Origin of the sequence: Hwanghaeella grinnelliae (genome assembly GCF_004005845.1) — a bacterium.
Classification (GTDB): domain Bacteria; phylum Pseudomonadota; class Alphaproteobacteria; order UBA8366; family Aestuariispiraceae; genus Hwanghaeella; species Hwanghaeella grinnelliae.
Genome location: NZ_SADE01000001.1, coordinates 297,948 through 318,212, shown reverse-complemented (window position 1 = coordinate 318,212; position 20,265 = coordinate 297,948). Strand labels below are relative to the sequence as shown.

The following is a 20,265-nucleotide window of genomic DNA, read 5'->3' as shown; positions in this document are numbered from 1 at the left end:
GCCCTATGGGCGATGCGGTTTGCGAGGCTGTTACTGGCAGCCGCACTCTGCAGAATTACATAAGGCATTTTGAAAGCGCGGCTCAGCGCCGTCCAGACCGCCCTAGTCTTCCAATCCCATAAGGCCCCGGGCAAAGTCCCGCGCCGCGAAGGGCCGCAGATCGTCTGCCTGCTCGCCAACACCGATGGCATGGACCGGCAAGGCAAAACGTTCGGCGAGCGCAACCAGCACACCGCCCTTCGCCGTCCCGTCCAGTTTGGTGACCACCAGCCCTGTCACATTGACCATTTCCTTGAAGGTCTCAACCTGTGCGATCGCGTTCTGCCCGGTGGTGGCGTCCAGAACCAACAGAACATCGTGTGGCGCGGTTTCATCCATTTTGCGGATAACGCGCACGATCTTCTTCAACTCTTCCATCAGGCCGGATTTGTTGTGCAATCGCCCGGCCGTATCGATCAAGAGAACATCGACCCCTTCACGGCGGGCGCGCTCGATCGCGTCGAAGGCCAGACCTGCGGCATCCGCCCCTTGTTCCTTCGCGACAACGGTCGCCCCCGTCCGATCACCCCACACCTTCAACTGTTCGATGGCCGCTGCACGAAATGTATCACCGGCGGCGAGCATTACGGTCTTGCCTTCGGCCTGCAGATGTTTCGCGAATTTGCCGATCGTGGTTGTTTTGCCACTGCCGTTGACCCCGGCGACCAGCACCACATGCGGCTTTGCGCCGCTGTCGGTAGTAAGCGGCTTGGCAACGGGTTCCAGGATCGCCGCCACCTCGTCGGCAAGCGCACCGCGTATCTCATCGGGATCGACTTCCTTGTCGAAACGTTCCTTGGAGATCGCAGCCGCCAGTTTCGCCGCGGTCGCCGGACCAAGGTCCGCCATGACCAGCAGATCCTCGAGTTCCTCTACCGCGGCGGCGTCCAACTTCCGTTTGGTGAAAATATCGGTAATCCCCGACGCGAGTCGCGAAGAGGATTTCCGCAAGCCTTCTTTGATACGCTGAAACCAGGACATGTCAGGCAGCACACTCCGCCAATGGACGGGCGGTGAGGGCATGCCCGTCGGTCCCTGTAATGATGACATCCAAAAGATCGCCGGGCTTGCCGGCAACGGCGACAGGCGCGAACCCTTCGGTCCGTCCCTCACCGTCCTTTTCGACCAGGACGCGTTCGGTCGCGCCAACCCGGCTGTTCAGATAGGCAGCAAAGCGCTCTTCGCCCAATTCACGCAAACGGCGGGCTCGGTCCTTGCGTTCCGCCTTGGGCACCTGGTTCGGAATACGCGCTGCAGGGGTCCCTTCCCGTTCCGAATAAGGAAAGACGTGAAGATAGGTCAGGCCGCATTCCTCGACGATACCGAGCGTATTGCGGAACATCTCTTCCGTCTCGGTCGGGAAGCCTGCAATCAGGTCGGCGCCGAAGACGATGTCGGGACGGACCGCGCGGAGGCGGTTGGTAAGCGCGATTGCCTCCGCCCGCATATGCCGACGCTTCATCCGCTTTAGAATCATGTCGTCACCCGCCTGCAGGGATAGGTGCAGGTGCGGCATCAAGCGCGGTTCTTCCGCAATCAGGCGAAACAAGTCGTCATCCATCTCGATGCAATCGATCGAGGAAATCCGAAGCCGCGGAAGATCGGGCACCAGGGCAAGTAGCCGCCGGACCATCTGTCCCAAACTCGGCGCGCCCGGCAGGTCGGGACCGTAAGACGTGATATCGACACCGGTCAGGACGACTTCCTTGTAACCGTTCTCCACCAGGGCGCGGACTTGGCGAACCACTTCACCCATGGGAACGGACCGGCTGTTACCCCGGCCATAAGGGATAATGCAGAAGGTGCAGCGATGATCGCAGCCATTCTGGACCTGGACAAAGGCACGGGCCCGGTCAGTCAAACCATCAACCAGATGCCCCGCTGTCTCGGTCACCGACATGATGTCATTGACGAGGACGCGTTCCGTCGTCTCGGCTAGGAAACTTTCCGGCCTGAGCTTTTCTTCATTTCCCAGAACCTGATCGACCTCGGCCATCCCGGCATAACGCTCAGGATTCACCTGGGCGGCGCAGCCGGTGACGATGATGCGGGCATCCGGATTTTCGCGCCGCGCCTTGCGGATCGCCTGGCGCGCCTGCCGTTCGGCCTCCGCCGTTACGGCGCAGGTGTTGAAGACGATGGCGTTTCCCAGGCCCGCCGCCAATGCGTTATTCCGCATGACCTCGGACTCGTAGGCATTCAGCCGGCAGCCAAACGTGACGACCTGAGGAATGTTGGGGCGCGGTTGGGTCATTGCATCCACTCGCCCCTGAAACTGAACGCGGTGGGTCCGGTCATGATGACATGGCCGTCCTCGCGCCATTCCAGATCCAGCGCCCCGCCGTCCAGATGAATGCGCGCCTTCCGGTCGACGAGCCCACGGCGCGTCGCCGCGACGACAACCGCGCAGGCTCCGGAGCCGCAGGCCTGGGTAATCCCGGCAGTGCGCTCCCAAACCCGCATGCGCAGACTTCCATCCGGATTCTTTGAGACGAATTCGATATTCGCGCGTTCCGGCAACAGCGGATCGTTCTCCAGTACCGGGCCGCATTCCTCCAACGGGACCGCTTCCGCGTCGTCCACAAAGAAGACGATGTGCGGGTTGCCCATATTGACCGCCACCGGATCGGAATAGGGGATATAGGTCATGTCGACGGAAAGCGTGTCCATTTCCCGCGCCAGGGGAATCTGATCCCAGCGCAGGCGCGGCTCACCCATATCGACGGAAACTGTATCATCCGGATTGCGCGTACTGGCCAGGATACCGGCAACCGTCTCCACACCCAGGGCGTCCTTAGTGCCTTCATCCATCACCAAGGCCGCTACGCAGCGCGTGCCGTTGCCGCAGGCCTCGACCTCGCCACCGTCCGGATTGTAGACCCGCATAAAGACGTCCCCGTGCCCGTTGTTCGGCTTTTCCAGGACTAACAGTTGGTCACAGCCGATCCCCCGGCGCCGGTCGGCCATCGCCTGCCGCGTCGCCCGGTCGAGCGCGAACGCGCCATCGCGGTCGTCCACGATGACGAAATCGTTGCCCAAGCCATGCATCTTCACGAAGGGGATCATGCCGCCGTTCCAAACGTGTTTGCGCCCTTAATTAAGGACTCTTCGCCCGCCTTATATGGCGAGCACCGGCTATTTGGCAACGATGGTACCTCAGACTACACTAAGGCGGCGCAGTCCGGTGTGGGTTGACGCGGGACGCGCAAACCCTTACAACCCGCCGCATTCAAGACCAATCCGTCGGCTTTCAGGTCCCACGGGGTCACGCCAGTCCGCGAGTTTCGCGCACTGGCGCGTTTTGCGTTGCGCGTTTGGCAATGTGAATCGACGGCGGGTTGGATGGGAATTTTGGGCTAGAAGAAAGGCTAGGCTGAGCATGTTTGACTCACTAAGCGATAAGCTTGGATCCGTCCTGGACGGCTTAAGGCGCCGGGGTGCGCTGAAGGAGTCCGACGTCGACCAGGCCATGCGCGACGTGCGTCTCGCCTTACTCGAAGCCGATGTCGCCCTGCCAGTCGTCCGCGATTTCATCGCCCAGGTGAAAGAACGTGCCGTCGGTCAGGAAGTCTTGAAATCGGTCACTCCTGGCCAGATGGTCGTCAAGATCGTCCATGACGGACTGGTCGAAATGCTGGGCGGCGCCGCCCCCAGCGAGGACGGCACGCCGCCTGCCCCGGAAGGGCTGAACCTGCTGGGTGAGCCGCCGGTCGCGTTCCTGATGGTTGGCTTGCAGGGTTCCGGTAAGACGACGTCCACCGCGAAGATCGCCCGCCGCCTGCAGCAGCGCGACAAAAAGAAGGTTCTGATGGCGTCGTTGGACGTCTACCGCCCCGCCGCGCAGGAACAGTTGAAAATTTTGGGTGAGCAGGCCGAGGTATCCACCCTGCCGATCGTTGCCGGTCAGCAACCTGTCGATATCGCCAAGCGCGCCATGCAGGCGGGACGGTTCGGCGGCTATGACGTCGTCATGCTTGATACCGCTGGCCGATTGCATGTGGACGAAGGCCTGATGGCGGAAGTCGCCGCGGTAAAGACCGCGACGAACCCGTCTGAAGTCATGTTGGTCGCCGACGCCATGACCGGTCAGGACGCGGTGAACGTCGCCGACAGCTTCAACAAACGCGTCGGTCTGACCGGAATCATGTTGACCCGCGTCGACGGTGACGCCCGTGGCGGTGCGGCACTTTCAATGCGCGCTGTCACGCAATGCCCGATCAAACTGCTGGGTGTCGGCGAAAAGCTGGACGAGTTGGAAGAGTTCCACGCCGACCGTATCGCCGGCCGCATCCTGGGTATGGGCGACGTCGTCAGCCTGGTCGAAAAAGCGCGCGAGACGATCCAGGAAGAAGACGCCGAACGTCTGGCAAAGAAGATCCAGAAAGGCGAATTCGACCTGAACGATTTGGCCGATCAGTTGAAGCAGATGCGCAAGATGGGCGGTCTTCAAGGTCTGATGGGGATGTTGCCGGGCATCGGCAAGATGAAAGATCAGATGAAGAACGCCAACCTGGACGAAGGGCTGCTGAAGCGCCAGGAAGCGATCATCTCGTCGATGACGGCGAAGGAACGGCGCAATCCGAAGGTTATTCACGCGTCGCGCAAGCAACGCATCGCGAATGGATCGGGGACTTCCGTGCAGGAGGTCAACAAGCTGCTGAAGCAGCACCAGACCATGGCGAAGATGATGAAGAAGATGGGGAAACTGGGCCAGAAGGGCCTGATGAGATCCATGGGTGGCATGATGGGCAAGGGTGGCGGTTTACCGCCCGGTCTGATGCCGCCTGGCGGCATGCGCTGAGCGCGGCCGTCGAATGGTTGAGTAGCGGGTCCGCAAGGACGCGCGATTGGTTTGAAATTTTATTGGTGCAACTGGAGAGAAAGACAACATGTCCCTCAAAATCCGTATGGCCCGTGGTGGGGCCAAGAAGCGCCCGTTCTACCGCATCGTTGTCGCAGACAGCCGCATGCCCCGGGACGGCCGCTTCATCGAAAAGATCGGCCACCACAACCCGATGGTCCCCAAAGGACACCCGGACCGGGTCGTGATCGACCTGGACCGCGTGAAGCATTGGATGGAACAAGGCGCCAAGCCGTCTGACCGCATCGCGCGGTTCCTTGACGACGCCGGTGTCGTGAAGCGGACCTTCAACGAACAGCCGCAGAAGAGCGCGCCGGGCGAAAAAGCCAAGGAACGCCTGGAAGCGAAGCAGGAAAAGGCTAAGGCCGCTGAAGAAGCCGCCGCCGCCCCAGCTGAGGAAGCCCCTGTCGAGGAAGCTGCCGCCGAGGAACCCCCCGCGGAAGAAACGACCGAGGCGTAAGCCGCTGGGGATGCAAGGCAGGGCGAAAGCCCGGCCCAATTCTCTCGGTCGTCAACCTAACGGGATAGTCGGATCGCACGATGCCGGACGGATCGATCATGAAAGACGGAACCAAACAGGCCTCAGACCTGGTGCTGGTCGGTGTTGTCACCGCGCCACACGGGGTGCGTGGTTTGGTCAAGGTGAAGAGCTTCACCGAGGAACCGTCGGATATGGTTGCCTATGGACTGTTGAGCGACCAGACCGGCCGCAAGACCTTCCAGATGGATATCGTCGGTGAGGCCAAGGGTCAGTTGATCGTCCGCATGGACGGCATTGCCGACCGCAACGCGGCGGAAGACCTGAAAGGTCAAAAACTCTTCATCCACCGCTCCGCATTGCCGGAAACGGAGGAAGACGAGTTCTACCATGCGGACCTGATCGGCCTGCGCACGGTGTTGGCCGATGGTAGTCCGCACGGTCTGATCAAGGCGGTCTATGATTTCGGTGCCGGCGACCTGCTTGAGGTTGCGCTGGACGATGCCGGAATGACCTACCTTCCCTTCACCCGGGAAGTGGTTCCGACGATCGACCTTGTTGCCGGTACCGCAACGGTTATTCCGCCGACTGAAGTTGATGCGGTGGAAGTCGAAGGGGCAGATGAACCCGATGCTCAAGGGGAGGACGCATAATGACGCAAACTCCCTGGGCGGCGACGGTTTTGACGCTGTTTCCTGAGATGTTTCCGGGACCTCTGGGCCTGTCCCTGTCGGGAAAGGCGCTGAATTCCGGACTCTGGTCGTTGAAGACGGTGAATATTCGCGACTTTGCCGCCGACAAGCACAATACCGTGGACGACACGCCGTTTGGCGGGGGTCCCGGCATGGTGATGCGGCCTGATGTTGTGGATGCGGCTTTGGCTTCCGTCGAAGATCAACCTGGCCCGGTCCTTTATCTCAGCCCTCGCGGCGAGGTGTTTGACCAGGCGATGGCGGCTGATCTGGCGGCCGGTGGCGGTGTGACGCTGTTGTGCGGACGGTATGAAGGGATCGACCAACGCGTGCTGGACAAGCGGGAAATCCGCGAAGTCAGCCTGGGCGATTTCGTTCTGTCCGGCGGAGAATTGGCGGCGATGGCCTTGCTGGATGCAAGCCTTCGTCTGTTGCCGGGTTACATGGGGGCCGAAGCCTCCCTGGAGGAAGAGAGTTTTTCCGAAGGGTTGCTGGAATATCCCCATTTCACCAGGCCTGCCACTTGGGACGGTTTGGATGTGCCGGAAGTTCTGCTTTCCGGCCATCACGAAAATATCAAGGCCTGGCGCTTGGCCGAAGCGGAGCGGACGACCCGCACCCGACGGCCGGACCTATGGACGCGCTATCGCGCGGGCAAAGGTTCCGGTGAGGTTCGCTCAGGCGGTGTCAGGATGAGTGCAAGTTAAAACACGAAGAACCCCGCCTCCGCCTAATTGGTTCGGACGGAGGTATAGGATTTTGAAAGAAAGGATCGGACCGATGAACATTATCGAGCAGCTTGAAAGCGAACAGCTCGGGAAGCTGACGGAAGGGAAGAACATTCCCGACTTCCGTCCCGGCGACACCGTGCGTGTTCTGGTGAAGGTTGTCGAAGGCAACCGCGAACGTGTGCAGGCTTATGAAGGCGTCTGCATCGCCCGCAAGAATGCCGGCCTGAACAGCTCCTTCACCGTGCGCAAGCTTTCCTACGGCGAAGGCGTGGAACGTGTGTTCCCGCTGTACAGCCCGCGGATCGACGGGGTCGAACTGGTGCGCCGTGGTAAAGTCCGCCGCGCCAAGCTCTACTACCTGCGTGGCCGGACCGGTAAGTCGGCCCGTATTTCCGAGCGCACCCGCGGCGTCGTCCGTGGCAAGGCTGCTGCCGCTTCAGCGGCCGCGATGAGCGACGCGGAACTGCAGGCACAAGCTGCACCGCCGGTCGAAGCGACCGAAGCGGAAATCAAGACCGAGGAATAGTCTCGGCGTCGCATACCCTTCCCCGCAACGGGCGGGGAAGGTCTGATTGTTTTGGAGGGAACCGGGAATGTCAGAACCGAAAACGCTATTCGACAAGATCTGGGAAAGTCATCTGGTGGATCAACAGGATGACGGCACCTGCCTTATTTATATCGATCGGCATTTGGTTCACGAAGTGACAAGCCCACAAGCCTTCGAAGGGCTGCGCATGTCCGGGCGGAAGGTCCGCCGCCCGGACGCCACCTTGGCCGTGGCGGACCACAATGTTCCGACCTCCGACCGGTCCGCTGGGATCGCCGATCCCGAAAGCCGTCTGCAGGTCGAAACTTTGGAAAAGAACGTCGCTGAATTCGGCGTGCCCTATTTCGAGACAACGGATATCCGCCAGGGCATCGTTCACATCATCGGACCGGAACAGGGCTTCACCCTGCCCGGCACGACAATCGTCTGCGGCGATAGCCACACGGCGACCCATGGTGCTTTCGGCGCACTCGCCTTCGGCATTGGAACGTCCGAGGTAGAGCATGTGCTCGCCACCCAGACGTTGCTGCAGAAGCCGCTCAAGAACATGCGTGTCACGGTCGACGGCGCCTTGCCGCCAGGCGTGACCGCCAAGGACCTCATTCTGGCCCTGATCGGCAAGATCGGGACTGCCGGCGGCACCGGCCATGTCATTGAATATGCCGGCCAGGCGATCCGTGACCTCAGCATCGAAGGGCGTATGACCGTCTGTAACATGACGATCGAAGGCGGCGCCCGTGCCGGTCTGATCGCACCGGATGAGAAAACCTTCGAATATTTCAAGGGTCGTCCCATGGCGCCAAAGGCGGGTCAGTGGGAAGCAGCGGTCGCCTATTGGAAGACGTTGCCGTCGGACAAAGGCGCCAAATACGAAACGGAAGTGACGCTGGACGTTGCCGACATACCGCCGCAGATCACCTGGGGCACCAGCCCGGAAAACGTTGCGCCGATCACCGGCTACGTGCCGAACCCGGCGGATTCTGGCGACCAGAACAAGGCGCAGGCCATCCAACGCGCCCTGGATTATATGGGCCTGACCGCGGGTCAGAAGCTGACGGACGTAAAGATCGACAAGGTCTTCGTCGGTTCCTGCACCAACGGCCGAATTGAGGATCTGCGCGAAGCCGCCGCGATTGCAGAAGGCCGCAAGGTCGCTGACGGCGTCCATGCGATGATCGTTCCGGGGTCCGGTCTGGTGAAAGAAGAAGCCGAGCGCGAAGGTCTGGACAAGATCTTCACGGAAGCCGGCTTCGACTGGCGTGAGCCGGGCTGCTCCATGTGCCTCGCCATGAACGCTGACAAATTGAAACCGGGCGAGCGTTGCGCGTCCACCAGCAACCGTAATTTCGAGGGCCGTCAGGGCCGTGGCGGGCGGACCCATCTGGTCAGCCCGGGTATGGCCGCCGCCGCCGCGATCAAGGGTACCTTGGCCGACGTGCGAGATTTCCTTTAGGCCGCTGCGCCTTTGGGGTTTTGAGGAGACAGAGAATGAGCGCAATCGCCTTGGCCGAATGGGAGAGCTTCGTCAGCCGCCTGTTCAAGAAGGACTTGGACACGAACGGTTGGTTCGTCGAGATCGTCTATGCCGATGAAACCGGCGCCAACGACAACGAGTTATTCGCTGGCGGCCTGGGCCTGATCGATGCTGACGACGACGACTTGGCTGAATTCGATTTCATTTGGGATTCCCGCCGCCGGCGCGGATAATGCCCGGCAAGACAAGGATTAGGGAGAGGACAGCATGCAGAAATTCAAAACCCTGACCGGGATCGCGGCGCCGCTGAACATGTTCAATGTCGATACAGACATGATCATCCCGAAGCAGTTTCTGAAAACAATTGAGCGCACGGGCCTGGGCAAGCATCTGTTCGACGAAATGCGTTACGATCCGGAAACCGGTGAAGAGAAGCCTGACTTCGTGCTGAACAAGCCCCAGTACCGGCAGTCGGAAATTCTGGTCGCCGGCGACAATTTCGGCTGCGGCTCCTCGCGCGAACATGCCCCCTGGGCCCTGCTCGACTTCGGCATTCGGTGCGTCCTGGCGCCGAGCTTTGCGGACATCTTCTATAACAACTGCTTCAAGAACGGCATCGTCCCGATCAAACTGCCGCGCGAAGTGATCGACAAGCTAATGGACAAGGCCGATCGCGGCTCGAACGCCACATTCACGGTCGATTTGGAAAACCAAGTCATCACCGATCCGGACGGCGAAGAAATCCCCTTCGAGTTGGATGCGTTCCGCAAGCATTGCCTGCTGAACGGGCTCGACGATATCGGCCTAACGCTGCAGAACGAAAAGAAGATCGACACATTCGAAGACAAGCAGGGCGGCGGTCAGCCGTGGCTCTACCGGGAAGCCAGCTAAGCACCACCCGCGAAACCGGGATTGCGCAGCGACAGTCAATTCAGCAATCCCGGTTAAGACGGCGCGCTTGCATGCCGCCTATTCTGGCCCCACCAACACGGTGAGGAGCCATGCGACGTATCTTGAAAGCCATAGACAGGATCGAAACCCATTTGGGTGAGGATCTGCGCCTGGACGAGGTCGCTTCGGCGGCCGGCGTTTCCCGATATCATTTCTGCCGTACGTTCCAGGCCATGACCGGATGGACGGTGATGGGTTATGTCAGGGCCCGTCGCCTCTCTCGAGCAGCGGAATTATTGCGGGACGACAGCATGCCGATTGTCCAAGTCGCGTTGGAATGCGGCTTCGGGTCCCAACAGGCTTTCACGCGTTCATTCTCGGACTTTTTTGGAGTTTCACCCGGCACGGTCCGCAATGGCCGATGGTCTGGAACGGGACGCCTCGTGTCTCCTCTCTCAGGTGCATCCCTTACCTTCCTGAAGGAGCAAGAAATGATGGAGCCACGAATTTTGGAAAAAGGCCGTTTCGCGGCAATCGGCCTCAAAGGCAGTTTTCAACGCGACAACACTAGCGAAATTCCTACACTTTGGGAAACAGTTGAAGGTCGTTGGGCGCAATTGCTTCCCTTGATGACCGAAGGCGGCATCGGGGCCTGTTTCGGCGACAACGGTCGCACGGACCGGTTCGACTATATCGCCGGGGTCATGGCGAAGGTCGACGCCATACCCCCGGACGGCATGGATAAGGTCGTCATTGAACCTCAGACCTATGCGGTTTTCACCCACAAACTCACCGGCCAGACGATTAACATCGACATCAAACCGACCCTGCAGCACATCTTCGGAACCTGGCTTCCCAATTCCGGCTACCGCCTCGCCCAAAGCGCGGATTTCGAGTATTTCGGTGAACGGTTCGACCCCGTGAACAAGGCCGGTGAGATCGACTTCTACGTCCCGGTCACACAATAGGCAGAATACGTTTCTCGGTTGACTACGAACGGCAGTGGTTGATGCTGAAAAGCGAACCACTGTCTTTTTGCATCCCAATGGGAACGATCTTTGAAGCGTTTCGCGACACTCCTACCTTTTGCGGCATTCGTCATCTTCGCCCATACCGGCCAAGGCTTGGCTTTCGACCGAGCACGGCTTGCTGAGTTGAAGGCTTTGACACTGAAGGCCTGCGAGGAAAACCCGACCCATGCCGGTTCATTCGACGATGGGCGGTGGACGGTGAGGACAATCGAAGACTACATCGGAGTGGATGTTAGGTTTCGACGAAGCTTCAGGCTGACGGACGCCGATGGCACAACCGTTATCCTTGGGTTGGACGGTTATGGCGGATCAGTAAGGCGTGCCCATAGCGATATGCGTTTGAACGGCATTCCTTTCGGAACGATCGATCTCGGCCCCAGATGCGCTGTCAAACAAGCACGTATTTTGGAACGCAATGGCGAGGACTTATTCCTCGTAACATTGGGTCCTGACCTGCAGCAGGAAGGAGCCCCCGAAACGTTGAACCCACCGGTTCCGCCGGGCGAAGACCCGGAAGGGGTAACTGTCGTTCACGTGGATACGGGTGTGAATTATTTGCTGCCCGAGGTCGCGGCGCATTTGGCACGCGGCGATAGCGGCCGCATCCTAGGCTATGACTTCTGGGACATGGACCCACGACCATTCGATGTCGAAACCTCCCGGTCCCCCTATTATCCCATCCGCCATGGAACCAGCGTCGCCAGTATCCTGCTGCGGGAAGCGCCTATGACGCGCATGATCCCATATCGCTATCCTCGGCCAGACATGCGGCGAATGGGTGAGATCGTCGCCTATGCGGCACAAAACGGCGCAAGGATTGTCATGATGCCGCTCGGCAGCAACCGTGAGATCGATTGGCGCGTCTTCGCCCTGGCGGCAGAGGAGCATCCGGATATTCTATTCATCGTCTCCGCCGGCAACGACGACCGCAACATCGACGATGAGCCGGTATTTCCCGCCGCCCTGCCACTTGAGAACATGGTCGTCGCGACCTCGGCAGATGCTTTCGGGCGGCTGGCCAAGGGGTCCAACTGGGGTGCGCAATCCGTCGACCTGATGGTTCCCGCGGAAAGCATAGAGACGGTCGACCATCGTGGCGCTACCGTCGTGGCCTCGGGCTCAAGTTATGCGGTGCCCCGCGTAACCGCGATGGCTGTGCGAATACTGGCGCAAAATCCAGAACAGTCTGTGGCGGATTTAGTCGCAGCGCTTAAGGGACACACGGGGCGATCGATGGAACGCGGTGCTGCCAAAGTGAAATGGGGTTGGGTGCCCAACCCATTGGACGCCCCATAAACCCGGACTATTTTGGTAAATCTCTGCGCGCCGGCCGCGGCGGCGGGTTGTCGATGAACTTCTGGGCAACGGACGCCATATTCGGATTCGATGCTTTCAGTCTTTCAAAGGCGCTTGCGGCAAGCGCCTTATCCCCGCCCCAGACGCCCGCTTGAATACCATAACGAACCACCAGCGGATCGTCCGGAATATACTTCATCAAAAAGCGAAGATGCGGAAGTTCCTCCTCATACCACCCGGCTAAGTGATAGGTAACCACCGCTGTGAGCCGGGCGTTCAAGGCATTCGGGTCCTGTGCGATCGACGCCTCGGAGGCAGCGATGGACCGACCGAAAAATCCCGATGCGCCATAAGCCTCTGCAGCTAGATCGAAATACTGCCGGTTTCCGGTTCCCATGCAGGCCGCTTCGATACGGTCGGCTTCTTCATTTGTCAGCGGCGCACGGTCGCCGCGCCGATCTTCCAATATCAGCGTGCAATCCCGCACGGCGGTTCCAAGGGCCGTGCTTGCCTGATTGAACGTTGTGCCGCTGCGGTCGATCAAATCGCTCAAGGCGGCGGTTGGCACCGCTTCATAACGCCCTTCGCCCCCTGAAGCGATGATTCCCACTAATTCTCCGGTCGCCGAGACAAGGGCGCCGCCGCTGTTGCCCGGTTGGCTATAGGCGGTGTGGTGCAACCGCGCCAAAAGATGGCCCGCCGCCGGCGGCATCAGTACCGAACCGGGCGGAAAGGCCCGGATCGCCTTTTTCGCGACATCGACCCCGACCGAATAAACATCTTCACCGATCTCGGGCTGCACGACCGCCGTGATGTCCATCATCGTCCCTGACGGAAGTCCCGGAACGGCAATCAGAATAATGTCCCCCGGATAATCGGTCGGCACTACTTCCCCCTGCAGTGACTGCCCATTCGCCAAGAAGACCGTCACACCGGGTTCATCGGCCACTGCATGTCGCGACGTGACGAGGGTCTGCGGGCCAATCCGCACCGCGCTTGCGACCGGGTCGAATGACGAGATCGCAAATACGGCCCCGCGTACCGCGCAAACCGGTTCCGGCTGTTCACAATCTTTTGCCTGGGTCTGTGACGAGGCCGGAAAAAGGTAAAACCACAGGATGGCCAGAAATAATGCGGCGATGTTCACGGAAGCGAACGCTGGATGCCGTGTTTTCATTACGGCGACGGCGTTATTCATCACTCTTTAACCTGTCCAAGATATGCAAAATAAGTCTCTAAATTAATCCATTGCTGAAATAGGCGCCATGGATAGTCTAGAGCAGGACTTTTCTTTTTAAGATCAATCGAATGACCACGAAGCTGGATATCGATCCCATCGTTTTGGCAGATGCCTTGGAGAATTTGGGCCAAGGTGTCAGCTATTTCGACCAGGATCTGGTGCTGGTCTATTGCAATACGCATTATCTGCGCCTGCTGGAATTCCCCGAAGAACTGGGACAACCCGGCACACCGGCCGACGCATTCCTGCGCTACAACGCCGAACGCGGGGAATACGGTGACGGCGATGTGGAAACCCTTGTTCAGGAAAGAATGGAACTGGCGCGGCAATTCCAGCCGCACGTTCTTGAGCGCGTCCGCCCTGACGGACAGGTTTTGCGCATTCAGGGCTATCCGATCGAAAACGGCGGTTTCGTTACGACCTATCAGGACATCACCGAACTGCGCCGCTATCAGAGCGAATTGGAAAAGGCGAATGAGCGCTTGGACGAGCGCGTGCGCGAACGAACGAAAGAATTGGCGGAACGTGAACAGGAACTGAAGCGCAAGACGGAAACGCTTGAGCGTATTCTGGAAAGCGTGGAACAGGGAATTTCGCTTTGTGACCGCAATCTCGACTTGGTCGTAGCCAATCGTAGATGTGGCGAACTTTTAGGATTCCCCGCAGATTTGCTGAAACCCGGAACGCCTTTCTTCGACTTCATGCTGTTCAACGCAAAGCGCGGCGAATATGGCAGCGGCGACCCGGTGCAACTGGCAAAGCAGCGCGAGGAACTCGCCCGACAATTTCAACCCCATAGATTCAAACGCGAACGCCCGGACGGGACGGTGCTGGAAGTTGTCGGCTTTCCCGTACCTGAAGGCTTCGTGACGACATACACGGATATTACCGAGCAGAAGAAAACGGAAAGCCTATTGAGGGCCGCCAAGCTTGAACTGGAGATGCGTGTCGAGGACAGAACCGCGGAACTGCAGCGCCAGTTGCGGGAAACCGAGCGCGCGCAGGAAGAAATGAGCCACGCCAAGGACCGGGCTGAGCAGGCAAGCAAGGCCAAATCCGACTTCTTGGCGCAGATGTCGCATGAATTGCGAACCCCATTGAACTCCATCATCGGGTTTTCCGACATCATTCGTAGCGAAGTGTTCGGTCCGGTGGAAAACAACCGCTACAAGGAATACATCGAAGGCGTCCACTTTTCCGGCGTCCACCTTCTTTCCTTGATTAACGATATTTTGGAATTGACCCGCCTGGAGGCTGGAAAAGTAGCCTTGGTCGAGGATAGGGTCGGGCTGTCATCCCATGCGGACGAGGTCATCCTGCAATTGCGGGAACGCGCAAGGGCCGGTGGCGTCGACCTGAAGAACCGCATTCCGTCAACGTCGATCGAAGTCAAAGGAGACTCTCGGCGGATTTACCAGATGCTGCTGAACCTGCTTTCCAACGCCATAAAGTTCACACCGAAGGGTGGGGCGGTTTCCGTCTTTACAGAAGACCGTGAGGACGGGCGTCTGGCACTCGGCGTCAAGGACGACGGCGTCGGCATGTCGCTTGAGGAAATAAGCCAGGCGTTGGAGCCCTTTACGCAAGTCGGCGGCAGCGTGTTGAACACCCAGGAAGGGTCCGGCCTGGGTTTATCGATCGTGAAAGGGTTGATCGAACAACACGGCGGCACGATAGACATCGCCTCCAAGCCAGGTGAAGGCACCATTGTGCGCCTGATTTTCCCCAAAGACCGGACTCTCTCGGGCGCCCTATAACCCTCAAGCATTCCTAACGTCTCAGTTCAGATACTGTTCCTGGAATTCTTTCGACGGTTCGATAATCTTGATGACATCAATCATCACCCCTCCCGGCGCTTGAACAATAAAATGGCGCTGTCCCCAGGGCTCATCCCGCAAGGGCAGAAGTATTTCCGCGCCGGCAGCGCATAGTCGGCGATATTCTTTATCGACGTCATCGGTTTCAAAATTAAGAAGCACTCCCCGCGCCGCCGTTCTTCCGTTCGCCGGCACGCTTTCATGTCGGCAATCCAGTATCGCCAGGTTCACGCCCGGTTGATCCGGCATGGCCAGATGCACATACCAATCCGCTTCAAAAACCGAAACGAAACCGAACATGCTTTGATAGAAGTCCGTGGCCGACCGTACGTCCTCCGTTCCTATCACCGGATAGTAGCTTTCTATTTTCATATTCTTTCTCCATTTTCATACACGCTGTATGTTTTATACATACTGTATGTTTTCTTTCAAGTCAGCTTACAATGTGGTATCCGATTGGAAGCGATCGGCGGGCCGGACTACCCTCGACCGGTCGGTGGAAATTGCAGGGAAAACCAATGCCGGAAAAACGTCAGAAGCGGTATGAAGAAACGCGAGACCAACTGCTCGAAGTTGCCTGGGCTGAATTCGCAGCAAATGGTTTTGCGCAAACATCGACGGAGAATGTCGTTCGCGAGGCCGGCGTTACCCGCGGCGCTTTGTATTATCATTTCAAGGATAAGACGGACATGTTCCGCGCGGTCGTGGACCTCGCCCATATCCGTATCCTGAGTCGTATCGAAGATGCATCGGCCTCTGCCCCTTCCATCACGGAGGGATTGCGGCGAGGCTGTCTTGCTTTCCTGGACGCGTGTTCCAGTCCCGACATTCGGCAGATCGCGCTGATTGACGGCCCATCGGTCCTAGGTTGGGCAGAGTGGCGGGAAATCGACACAAAACATGGGTTCGGCGCGTTGAGAGATGGTCTGACAGAGGCCAAGCGGCAGAAAGCGCTCCGGGCGGATGCCGACCCTATGGCGCTGGCCTACCTCCTCTCAGGAGCAATGAACGAAGCTGCGCTGGCCTTGTCCGACCCGGAACTGAGCAAGACTCGGCGCAGCAATTTGCGGCGTTCGATGGAAGCGGCATTGCTTTCAATGTTGGCCGCTTTCGAGACTTGACCTGGGGATGAGCCCGGCAAGGCCGGATCAATCCTCCTCCCTGAATTTGTCGTGACAGGACTTGCATGTCTTCAACAGGCGCGTGGCGACCGGTCCCGCCGGCTGCGCCCGGTCGTCGGTGTAGGTCACGACCGTTCCGAATCCTTCCGGGCCATTTGCGGCGACCGTTTCCAGCAACGCGGCTTCCCGCCGCAAATCTTCGTTCAACGTTTTAAACGTCACCCAGTCTTGCCAAATGGCGGGCAGGGCTTCGCTGGGCGGATCAAGCGAGTCCTTGGGGAACTTGGCCAAAAGCCCCTCACCGCCATGTTCCTTGATAGAAGCCGCTGCCGCCGAGATAGCCGTTGGATCGTAATCCTGCTTGCCCTGCATCATCGCCACTATGGATTTGGTGGCCTTTCCGATGGCTTTCATGGACTCCATCCGTTCCTTGACGATCCCTGTCGCCGTGGAATGGGCGAAGGCCGCAGATCCGGCGGTCAGAAGAACAATGAAAAAAGCAGCTCTTAAAAAACCGAAGCTCATGGTTTTCCTTTCGTTTTCAAAGGCAAGAAATCAGGATGCGTTCTGGCGGGACAGTTTCGTGCGGCGCGCCTGTTCCTGCTGAATCTCTTCCGGCCAGGTGCTCTTGATATAGGTAAGAACATCGATGATTTCCTGATCGCTGAGAACCCCTTCAAATCCCGGCATATCGGATTCATAGCCTGGACCCGCTGTCGCCTGTGGGCCGAACTTCGTCATGACGAACAGCATCTGGTCGGGATGATGCCAAGTATGGCCGCTGGGATCGTGCGGCGGCGCGGGCAGGCGCCCGTCCGGCTTGCGCGACCGCCAATTCGCTTGCCCTTCAAGCGCTGCGCCGTGACAGGACGCGCAATGGTCCATATAGATCGCCTTGCCCTGGGCAATCCGCTGTACCGTCGCCGCACCGTCCACAGCCGCTTCCTGGCCGCTATTCCTATACAGGATCACCCCTCCAACCGCGGACACGGCCAGCACAAAGACAGCAAGAGCCAGAAGCCTCATAATAGGGGTCGAAGAAATCACGGCATCCCTTGGCTTATGTTGTTCAATTTTCGCAACGAATTCCATGACTTAAAGGTTCCCCTTAGGGGAAGGTCAATGCCGATCGGATGATCGCCAGCTTACCTGTACCTCACGTCACTGGATATTTGCCGGAATCCGGAGGCTTCAACCCCTGGCGCGAAGCCGCCCGGAGCGGTAAAAGCATCTGGCAAATCAGGAAATGCCAAAAAATTAAGGGGAAATCTGTCCATGGCTTCCAATAAATCACTTTTGATGTTGCCCGGGGACGGGATCGGACCGGAAGTTTGCCAAGAAGTCCGCAAGGTTCTCGACTGGATGGACAAACGCCGCGCCGTTTCCTTCGACGTGAAGGAAGGCCTTGTCGGCGGCGCCGCCTATGACGCCCACAAGACGGCGATCACAGACGAGACGATGCAGGACGCCATGGACGCCGATGCCGTGCTGTTCGGCGCAGTCGGCGGCCCGCAATACGACAATCTTGGTTGGGACGTGCGCCCCGAGGCCGGCCTGCTGCGCCTGCGCAAGGAAATGGACCTGTTCGCCAACCTGCGGCCCGCCGTCACCTTCGACGCGTTGTTGGATGCCTCAACCCTGAAGCAGGAAGTGATTCAGGGTCTGGACATCATGATCATCCGCGAACTGACCGCAGGCGTTTATTTCGGCGAGCCGCGCGGCATGCAGACCCTGCCGGACGGCACGGAGCGCTGCATAGACACGCAAAGCTACACCAAGGCTGAAATCGAACGCGTCACCGAAGTCGCCTTCGACCTGGCCCGCAAGCGGGGCAGCAAGGTGCATTCGGTTGAAAAGGCGAACGTCATGAAGACCGGTGTCTTCTGGCGCCAGACGGTCAGCGAACTGCACAAGTCCGGCAAGTACGACGACATCGAATTGCACCACATGTATGCGGACAATTGCGGCATGCAGTTGGTCCGTAACCCGAAACAGTTCGACGTCATCGTCACGGACAACTTGTTCGGCGACATGCTCTCAGACGTCGCCGCCATGCTGACAGGATCGCTGGGCATGCTGCCGTCCGCTTCGCTCGGCGCTGTCGATGAGTTCGGTCGCCGCAAAGCGCTTTACGAACCCGTGCATGGCAGCGCACCGGACATCGCCGGTCAGGGCATGGCCAATCCGCTGGCCATGTTGCTGTCCTTCGCGATGACGCTACGATATTCTTTCGACCTGCAGGAAGATGCGGATCTGCTGGAACAGGCGGCTCAGGCCGTTCTGTCCCGCGGCATCCGCACCGGCGACATCATGGCGGCGGGAGCGGAGAAGGTCTCCACCGCGCAGATGGGCGATGCGGTTTGCGAGGAACTGGACAAGCGCGCCGCATAAGGTTTCGCGACAACCACGGCGACCGAACGAAGGAAAGATGACCGGATGGGTACCCTGACAGTACAGCCGACCGACGTCCTGGTCGTCGTGGATGTCCAGAACGATTTCTGTGAAGGCGGCGCCTTGGCCGTGCCGGATGGCGAGGGGTGTATCCCCGTCATCAACGGCCTGATCGACAAATTCGACGCCGTCGTCCTGACCCAGGACTGGCACCCGATCGGCCATTCTTCCTTCGCGTCCAGCCATGACGGCAAGTCACCGTTCGAAACGGTCCGGATGCCTTATGGCGAGCAGGTGCTGTGGCCGAACCATTGCGTTCAGGAAACATTCGGGGCGGAATTTCATCCGGCGCTGAACGCCACAAAAGCCTCGCTGATTGTTCGCAAAGGTTTCAGACCGCAGATCGACAGCTATTCCACATTCTATGAGAATGACCGTCAGACCGCGACCGGCCTGACCGGCTACCTGAAGGACCGTGGTTTCACGCGTGTCTTCCTCGTCGGATTGGCGACCGATTTCTGCGTTGCCTGGTCCGCACTGGACGGACGAGCCGAAAGCTTCGAAATGGTGCTGGTGGAAGACGCTTGCCGCGCCATCGACCTGGACGGATCGTTGGATGCCGCGATGAAGGCAATGGCCAATGCTGGCGTCGTGACGTGCAAGTCAGATGAGATTCTGGCCGCATAGCGCAGCAGAGCGCCCGAACGATCTCGGTTGGCTGGCCGGGATATGCCTTCTGCTGTCCGTCTTTGCGTCATTCCCCGCCGTGGCGACGGGAACCCTCGACAAATCTTTCTCTCCCCGCACGGTACAAATCAAAGTGACACAGGTTCGCTCAGGGGATGAGTTTACATCCGGCCGCTTCAAAGTCCGTCTCTATGGCATAGCCTCACCCGACTTCGGCACGCCCCTGGGGTCGGACGCGGTGGGATTCCTGAATCGGTTGATCTGGAACCAACAGATCTCCTGTCGCTTGACCGGACAGGGTTTCAAGGACGCGGAGGTAGGAACCTGCCGCATCGGCGGAAAGGATATCGCAGAAGCCCTGGTGCGTGAGGGTCTTGCCCTGCCCTGCCACAGGCTCGGCGGACGCCTCTATGAAAGGGCCGCGCAACGCGCCAAGGATACGGGAATAGCCGATCAGTTCGACTTGCCCGCCTATTGTGGAAGCCCGCAGGGATCGGAAATGTAGGGCCATGCGGAAAGTCTTCACAAACCTCGTCCTTGCCATCCTTGGCGCCACTGCCGCCCCAGCTATCCAAGCGCAAACACCGCGTGATCTGAGCGGAACCGTAACCGCCGTTCCCTCGGGCGACGAGATCGAAATCGACGGCACCCGTATTCGCCTTCAGGGCATTGCCGCCCCGGGACCCTATATGCCCCTTGGCGGCGACGCGACGGCCTTCATGCAATTGCTGGTCTTGCAAAAAGAAGTGACCTGTCACCTGACCGGGGAGAAGACCCGTGGCCGCGAAGTGGGCAGTTGCGAGTGGAACGGCGTCGATATCGCAAGCGTCATCGTCCGCGAAGGCTTGGCCCGCGATTGCCCCCGTTTCAGCCGCGGCCGTTATGCCAAGGATGAGCGTGCGGCGAAAGACACCGGCCTGCTGGACGCCTACCCCCTGCCCAGCTATTGCGGCAGCGGCGTTTAAGAAG

General features: G+C 59.2%; 23 protein-coding genes. 16 read left to right on the top strand and 7 right to left on the bottom strand.

Annotated features, from left to right (window positions below):
* Nucleotides 1-102 precede the first annotated feature (102 nt).
* The 3 genes from ftsY to dapF are packed head-to-tail and all read right to left on the bottom strand — an operon-like array spanning nucleotide 103 to nucleotide 3,105.
* Nucleotides 103-1,062, bottom strand: coding sequence for a signal recognition particle-docking protein FtsY (gene ftsY / locus EOI86_RS01385; RefSeq protein WP_193555763.1), 960 nt, complete (start codon nucleotides 1,060-1,062; stop codon nucleotides 103-105).
* The gene (gene mtaB / locus EOI86_RS01380) at nucleotides 1,022-2,293 is read right to left on the bottom strand and encodes a tRNA (N(6)-L-threonylcarbamoyladenosine(37)-C(2))-methylthiotransferase MtaB (RefSeq protein WP_205032013.1); all 1,272 of its coding nucleotides are present in this window, start codon (nucleotides 2,291-2,293) and stop codon (nucleotides 1,022-1,024) included. Before mtaB ends, ftsY begins: the two co-directional genes overlap by 41 nt.
* On the bottom strand, nucleotides 2,290-3,105 hold the full coding sequence (gene dapF / locus EOI86_RS01375) for a diaminopimelate epimerase (RefSeq protein ID WP_127763358.1): 816 nt from the start codon (nucleotides 3,103-3,105) through the stop codon (nucleotides 2,290-2,292). The genes mtaB and dapF overlap by 4 nt, the downstream gene beginning before the upstream one ends.
* 313 nt (nucleotides 3,106-3,418) lie before the next feature.
* Here dapF and ffh point away from each other — a divergent pair, with 313 nt between their 5' ends.
* From ffh to EOI86_RS01325, 10 genes are all read left to right on the top strand, one after another.
* Nucleotides 3,419-4,840, top strand: a complete 1,422-nt coding sequence (ffh, locus tag EOI86_RS01370) for a signal recognition particle protein (protein WP_127763357.1) — start codon at nucleotides 3,419-3,421, stop codon at nucleotides 4,838-4,840.
* 88 nt (nucleotides 4,841-4,928) lie between these two features.
* Nucleotides 4,929-5,360, top strand: coding sequence for a 30S ribosomal protein S16 (rpsP, locus tag EOI86_RS01365; RefSeq protein WP_127763356.1), 432 nt, complete (start codon nucleotides 4,929-4,931; stop codon nucleotides 5,358-5,360).
* 80 nt (nucleotides 5,361-5,440) lie between these two features.
* Entirely contained in the window at nucleotides 5,441-6,031 is a 591-nt protein-coding gene (rimM, locus tag EOI86_RS01360) for a ribosome maturation factor RimM (protein WP_240035543.1), read from the top strand.
* Nucleotides 6,031-6,777: a tRNA (guanosine(37)-N1)-methyltransferase TrmD gene (gene trmD / locus EOI86_RS01355; RefSeq protein ID WP_127763355.1), complete on the top strand. Its 747-nt coding sequence runs from the start codon at nucleotides 6,031-6,033 to the stop codon at nucleotides 6,775-6,777. Before rimM ends, trmD begins: the two co-directional genes overlap by 1 nt.
* 73 nt (nucleotides 6,778-6,850) lie before the next feature.
* Entirely contained in the window at nucleotides 6,851-7,327 is a 477-nt protein-coding gene (rplS, locus tag EOI86_RS01350) for a 50S ribosomal protein L19 (protein ID WP_127763354.1), read from the top strand.
* A gap of 67 nt (nucleotides 7,328-7,394) precedes the next feature.
* The gene (gene leuC, locus EOI86_RS01345) at nucleotides 7,395-8,801 is read left to right on the top strand and encodes a 3-isopropylmalate dehydratase large subunit (RefSeq protein WP_127763353.1); all 1,407 of its coding nucleotides are present in this window, start codon (nucleotides 7,395-7,397) and stop codon (nucleotides 8,799-8,801) included.
* Between the two features lie 35 nt (nucleotides 8,802-8,836).
* Entirely contained in the window at nucleotides 8,837-9,055 is a 219-nt protein-coding gene (locus EOI86_RS01340) for a hypothetical protein (RefSeq protein ID WP_127763352.1), read from the top strand.
* A 34-nt stretch (nucleotides 9,056-9,089) separates the two neighbouring features.
* Nucleotides 9,090-9,713 (top strand): 3-isopropylmalate dehydratase small subunit, encoded by a 624-nt coding sequence (gene leuD / locus EOI86_RS01335; protein WP_127763351.1) that lies wholly within the window; start codon nucleotides 9,090-9,092, stop codon nucleotides 9,711-9,713.
* A gap of 110 nt (nucleotides 9,714-9,823) precedes the next feature.
* A complete protein-coding gene (locus EOI86_RS01330; protein ID WP_127763350.1) occupies nucleotides 9,824-10,681 on the top strand; it encodes an AraC family transcriptional regulator in 858 nt (285 codons plus the stop codon).
* 90 nt (nucleotides 10,682-10,771) lie between these two features.
* Nucleotides 10,772-12,040: a S8 family serine peptidase gene (locus EOI86_RS01325; protein ID WP_127763349.1), complete on the top strand. Its 1,269-nt coding sequence runs from the start codon at nucleotides 10,772-10,774 to the stop codon at nucleotides 12,038-12,040.
* Nucleotides 12,041-12,047: 7 nt separating this feature from the next.
* On the opposite strand, the gene EOI86_RS01320 is transcribed toward EOI86_RS01325, so the two are convergent.
* Nucleotides 12,048-13,238 carry a S1 family peptidase gene (locus EOI86_RS01320; RefSeq protein ID WP_127763348.1) on the bottom strand — a complete coding sequence of 397 codons (1,191 nt, stop codon included), beginning with the start codon at nucleotides 13,236-13,238 and terminating at the stop codon, nucleotides 12,048-12,050.
* Between the two features lie 110 nt (nucleotides 13,239-13,348).
* Here EOI86_RS01320 and EOI86_RS01315 point away from each other — a divergent pair, with 110 nt between their 5' ends.
* Nucleotides 13,349-15,037 (top strand): PAS domain-containing sensor histidine kinase, encoded by a 1,689-nt coding sequence (locus EOI86_RS01315; protein ID WP_127763347.1) that lies wholly within the window; start codon nucleotides 13,349-13,351, stop codon nucleotides 15,035-15,037.
* A gap of 21 nt (nucleotides 15,038-15,058) precedes the next feature.
* Here EOI86_RS01315 and EOI86_RS01310 read toward each other — a convergent pair whose 3' ends face one another.
* Nucleotides 15,059-15,469 carry a VOC family protein gene (locus tag EOI86_RS01310; RefSeq protein ID WP_127763346.1) on the bottom strand — a complete coding sequence of 137 codons (411 nt, stop codon included), beginning with the start codon at nucleotides 15,467-15,469 and terminating at the stop codon, nucleotides 15,059-15,061.
* Between the two features lie 146 nt (nucleotides 15,470-15,615).
* Between EOI86_RS01310 and EOI86_RS01305 the strand changes: the two genes are divergently transcribed.
* Complete coding sequence (locus tag EOI86_RS01305) at nucleotides 15,616-16,218, top strand: TetR/AcrR family transcriptional regulator (RefSeq protein WP_161973646.1); 603 nt, start codon at nucleotides 15,616-15,618, stop codon at nucleotides 16,216-16,218.
* A 27-nt stretch (nucleotides 16,219-16,245) separates the two neighbouring features.
* On the opposite strand, the gene EOI86_RS01300 is transcribed toward EOI86_RS01305, so the two are convergent.
* Both EOI86_RS01300 and EOI86_RS01295 read right to left on the bottom strand, forming a co-directional pair.
* On the bottom strand, nucleotides 16,246-16,743 hold the full coding sequence (locus EOI86_RS01300; RefSeq protein ID WP_127763344.1) for a c-type cytochrome: 498 nt from the start codon (nucleotides 16,741-16,743) through the stop codon (nucleotides 16,246-16,248).
* Between the two features lie 30 nt (nucleotides 16,744-16,773).
* Nucleotides 16,774-17,244 (bottom strand): c-type cytochrome, encoded by a 471-nt coding sequence (locus EOI86_RS01295; RefSeq protein WP_127763343.1) that lies wholly within the window; start codon nucleotides 17,242-17,244, stop codon nucleotides 16,774-16,776.
* Between the two features lie 249 nt (nucleotides 17,245-17,493).
* Here EOI86_RS01295 and leuB point away from each other — a divergent pair, with 249 nt between their 5' ends.
* From leuB to EOI86_RS01275, 4 genes are read left to right on the top strand one after another with little or no spacing between them, the layout of a single operon-like run.
* Nucleotides 17,494-18,609, top strand: a complete 1,116-nt coding sequence (leuB, locus tag EOI86_RS01290) for a 3-isopropylmalate dehydrogenase (protein WP_127763342.1) — start codon at nucleotides 17,494-17,496, stop codon at nucleotides 18,607-18,609.
* A gap of 45 nt (nucleotides 18,610-18,654) precedes the next feature.
* Nucleotides 18,655-19,296, top strand: a complete 642-nt coding sequence (pncA, locus tag EOI86_RS01285; RefSeq protein WP_127763341.1) for a bifunctional nicotinamidase/pyrazinamidase — start codon at nucleotides 18,655-18,657, stop codon at nucleotides 19,294-19,296.
* On the top strand, nucleotides 19,277-19,801 hold the full coding sequence (locus tag EOI86_RS01280) for a thermonuclease family protein (RefSeq protein WP_127763340.1): 525 nt from the start codon (nucleotides 19,277-19,279) through the stop codon (nucleotides 19,799-19,801). Before pncA ends, EOI86_RS01280 begins: the two co-directional genes overlap by 20 nt.
* Before the next feature lie 4 nt (nucleotides 19,802-19,805).
* On the top strand, nucleotides 19,806-20,261 hold the full coding sequence (locus EOI86_RS01275) for a thermonuclease family protein (RefSeq protein WP_127763339.1): 456 nt from the start codon (nucleotides 19,806-19,808) through the stop codon (nucleotides 20,259-20,261).
* Nucleotides 20,262-20,265 lie beyond the last annotated feature (4 nt).

Coding starts and splice junctions, on each gene's coding strand:
- ftsY (WP_193555763.1), bottom strand. CDS start 1,062: ATGCCCTCACCGCCCGTCCATTGGCGGAGTGTGCTGCCTGACATGTCC.
- mtaB (WP_205032013.1), bottom strand. CDS start 2,293: ATGACCCAACCGCGCCCCAACATTCCTCAGGTCGTCACGTTTGGCTGC.
- dapF (WP_127763358.1), bottom strand. CDS start 3,105: ATGATCCCCTTCGTGAAGATGCATGGCTTGGGCAACGATTTCGTCATC.
- ffh (WP_127763357.1), top strand. CDS start 3,419: ATGTTTGACTCACTAAGCGATAAGCTTGGATCCGTCCTGGACGGCTTA.
- rpsP (WP_127763356.1), top strand. CDS start 4,929: ATGTCCCTCAAAATCCGTATGGCCCGTGGTGGGGCCAAGAAGCGCCCG.
- rimM (WP_240035543.1), top strand. CDS start 5,441: ATGCCGGACGGATCGATCATGAAAGACGGAACCAAACAGGCCTCAGAC.
- trmD (WP_127763355.1), top strand. CDS start 6,031: ATGACGCAAACTCCCTGGGCGGCGACGGTTTTGACGCTGTTTCCTGAG.
- rplS (WP_127763354.1), top strand. CDS start 6,851: ATGAACATTATCGAGCAGCTTGAAAGCGAACAGCTCGGGAAGCTGACG.
- leuC (WP_127763353.1), top strand. CDS start 7,395: ATGTCAGAACCGAAAACGCTATTCGACAAGATCTGGGAAAGTCATCTG.
- EOI86_RS01340 (WP_127763352.1), top strand. CDS start 8,837: ATGAGCGCAATCGCCTTGGCCGAATGGGAGAGCTTCGTCAGCCGCCTG.
- leuD (WP_127763351.1), top strand. CDS start 9,090: ATGCAGAAATTCAAAACCCTGACCGGGATCGCGGCGCCGCTGAACATG.
- EOI86_RS01330 (WP_127763350.1), top strand. CDS start 9,824: ATGCGACGTATCTTGAAAGCCATAGACAGGATCGAAACCCATTTGGGT.
- EOI86_RS01320 (WP_127763348.1), bottom strand. CDS start 13,238: ATGAATAACGCCGTCGCCGTAATGAAAACACGGCATCCAGCGTTCGCT.
- EOI86_RS01315 (WP_127763347.1), top strand. CDS start 13,349: ATGACCACGAAGCTGGATATCGATCCCATCGTTTTGGCAGATGCCTTG.
- EOI86_RS01310 (WP_127763346.1), bottom strand. CDS start 15,469: ATGAAAATAGAAAGCTACTATCCGGTGATAGGAACGGAGGACGTACGG.
- EOI86_RS01305 (WP_161973646.1), top strand. CDS start 15,616: ATGCCGGAAAAACGTCAGAAGCGGTATGAAGAAACGCGAGACCAACTG.
- EOI86_RS01300 (WP_127763344.1), bottom strand. CDS start 16,743: ATGAGCTTCGGTTTTTTAAGAGCTGCTTTTTTCATTGTTCTTCTGACC.
- EOI86_RS01295 (WP_127763343.1), bottom strand. CDS start 17,244: ATGAGGCTTCTGGCTCTTGCTGTCTTTGTGCTGGCCGTGTCCGCGGTT.
- leuB (WP_127763342.1), top strand. CDS start 17,494: ATGGCTTCCAATAAATCACTTTTGATGTTGCCCGGGGACGGGATCGGA.
- pncA (WP_127763341.1), top strand. CDS start 18,655: ATGGGTACCCTGACAGTACAGCCGACCGACGTCCTGGTCGTCGTGGAT.
- EOI86_RS01280 (WP_127763340.1), top strand. CDS start 19,277: ATGAGATTCTGGCCGCATAGCGCAGCAGAGCGCCCGAACGATCTCGGT.
- EOI86_RS01275 (WP_127763339.1), top strand. CDS start 19,806: ATGCGGAAAGTCTTCACAAACCTCGTCCTTGCCATCCTTGGCGCCACT.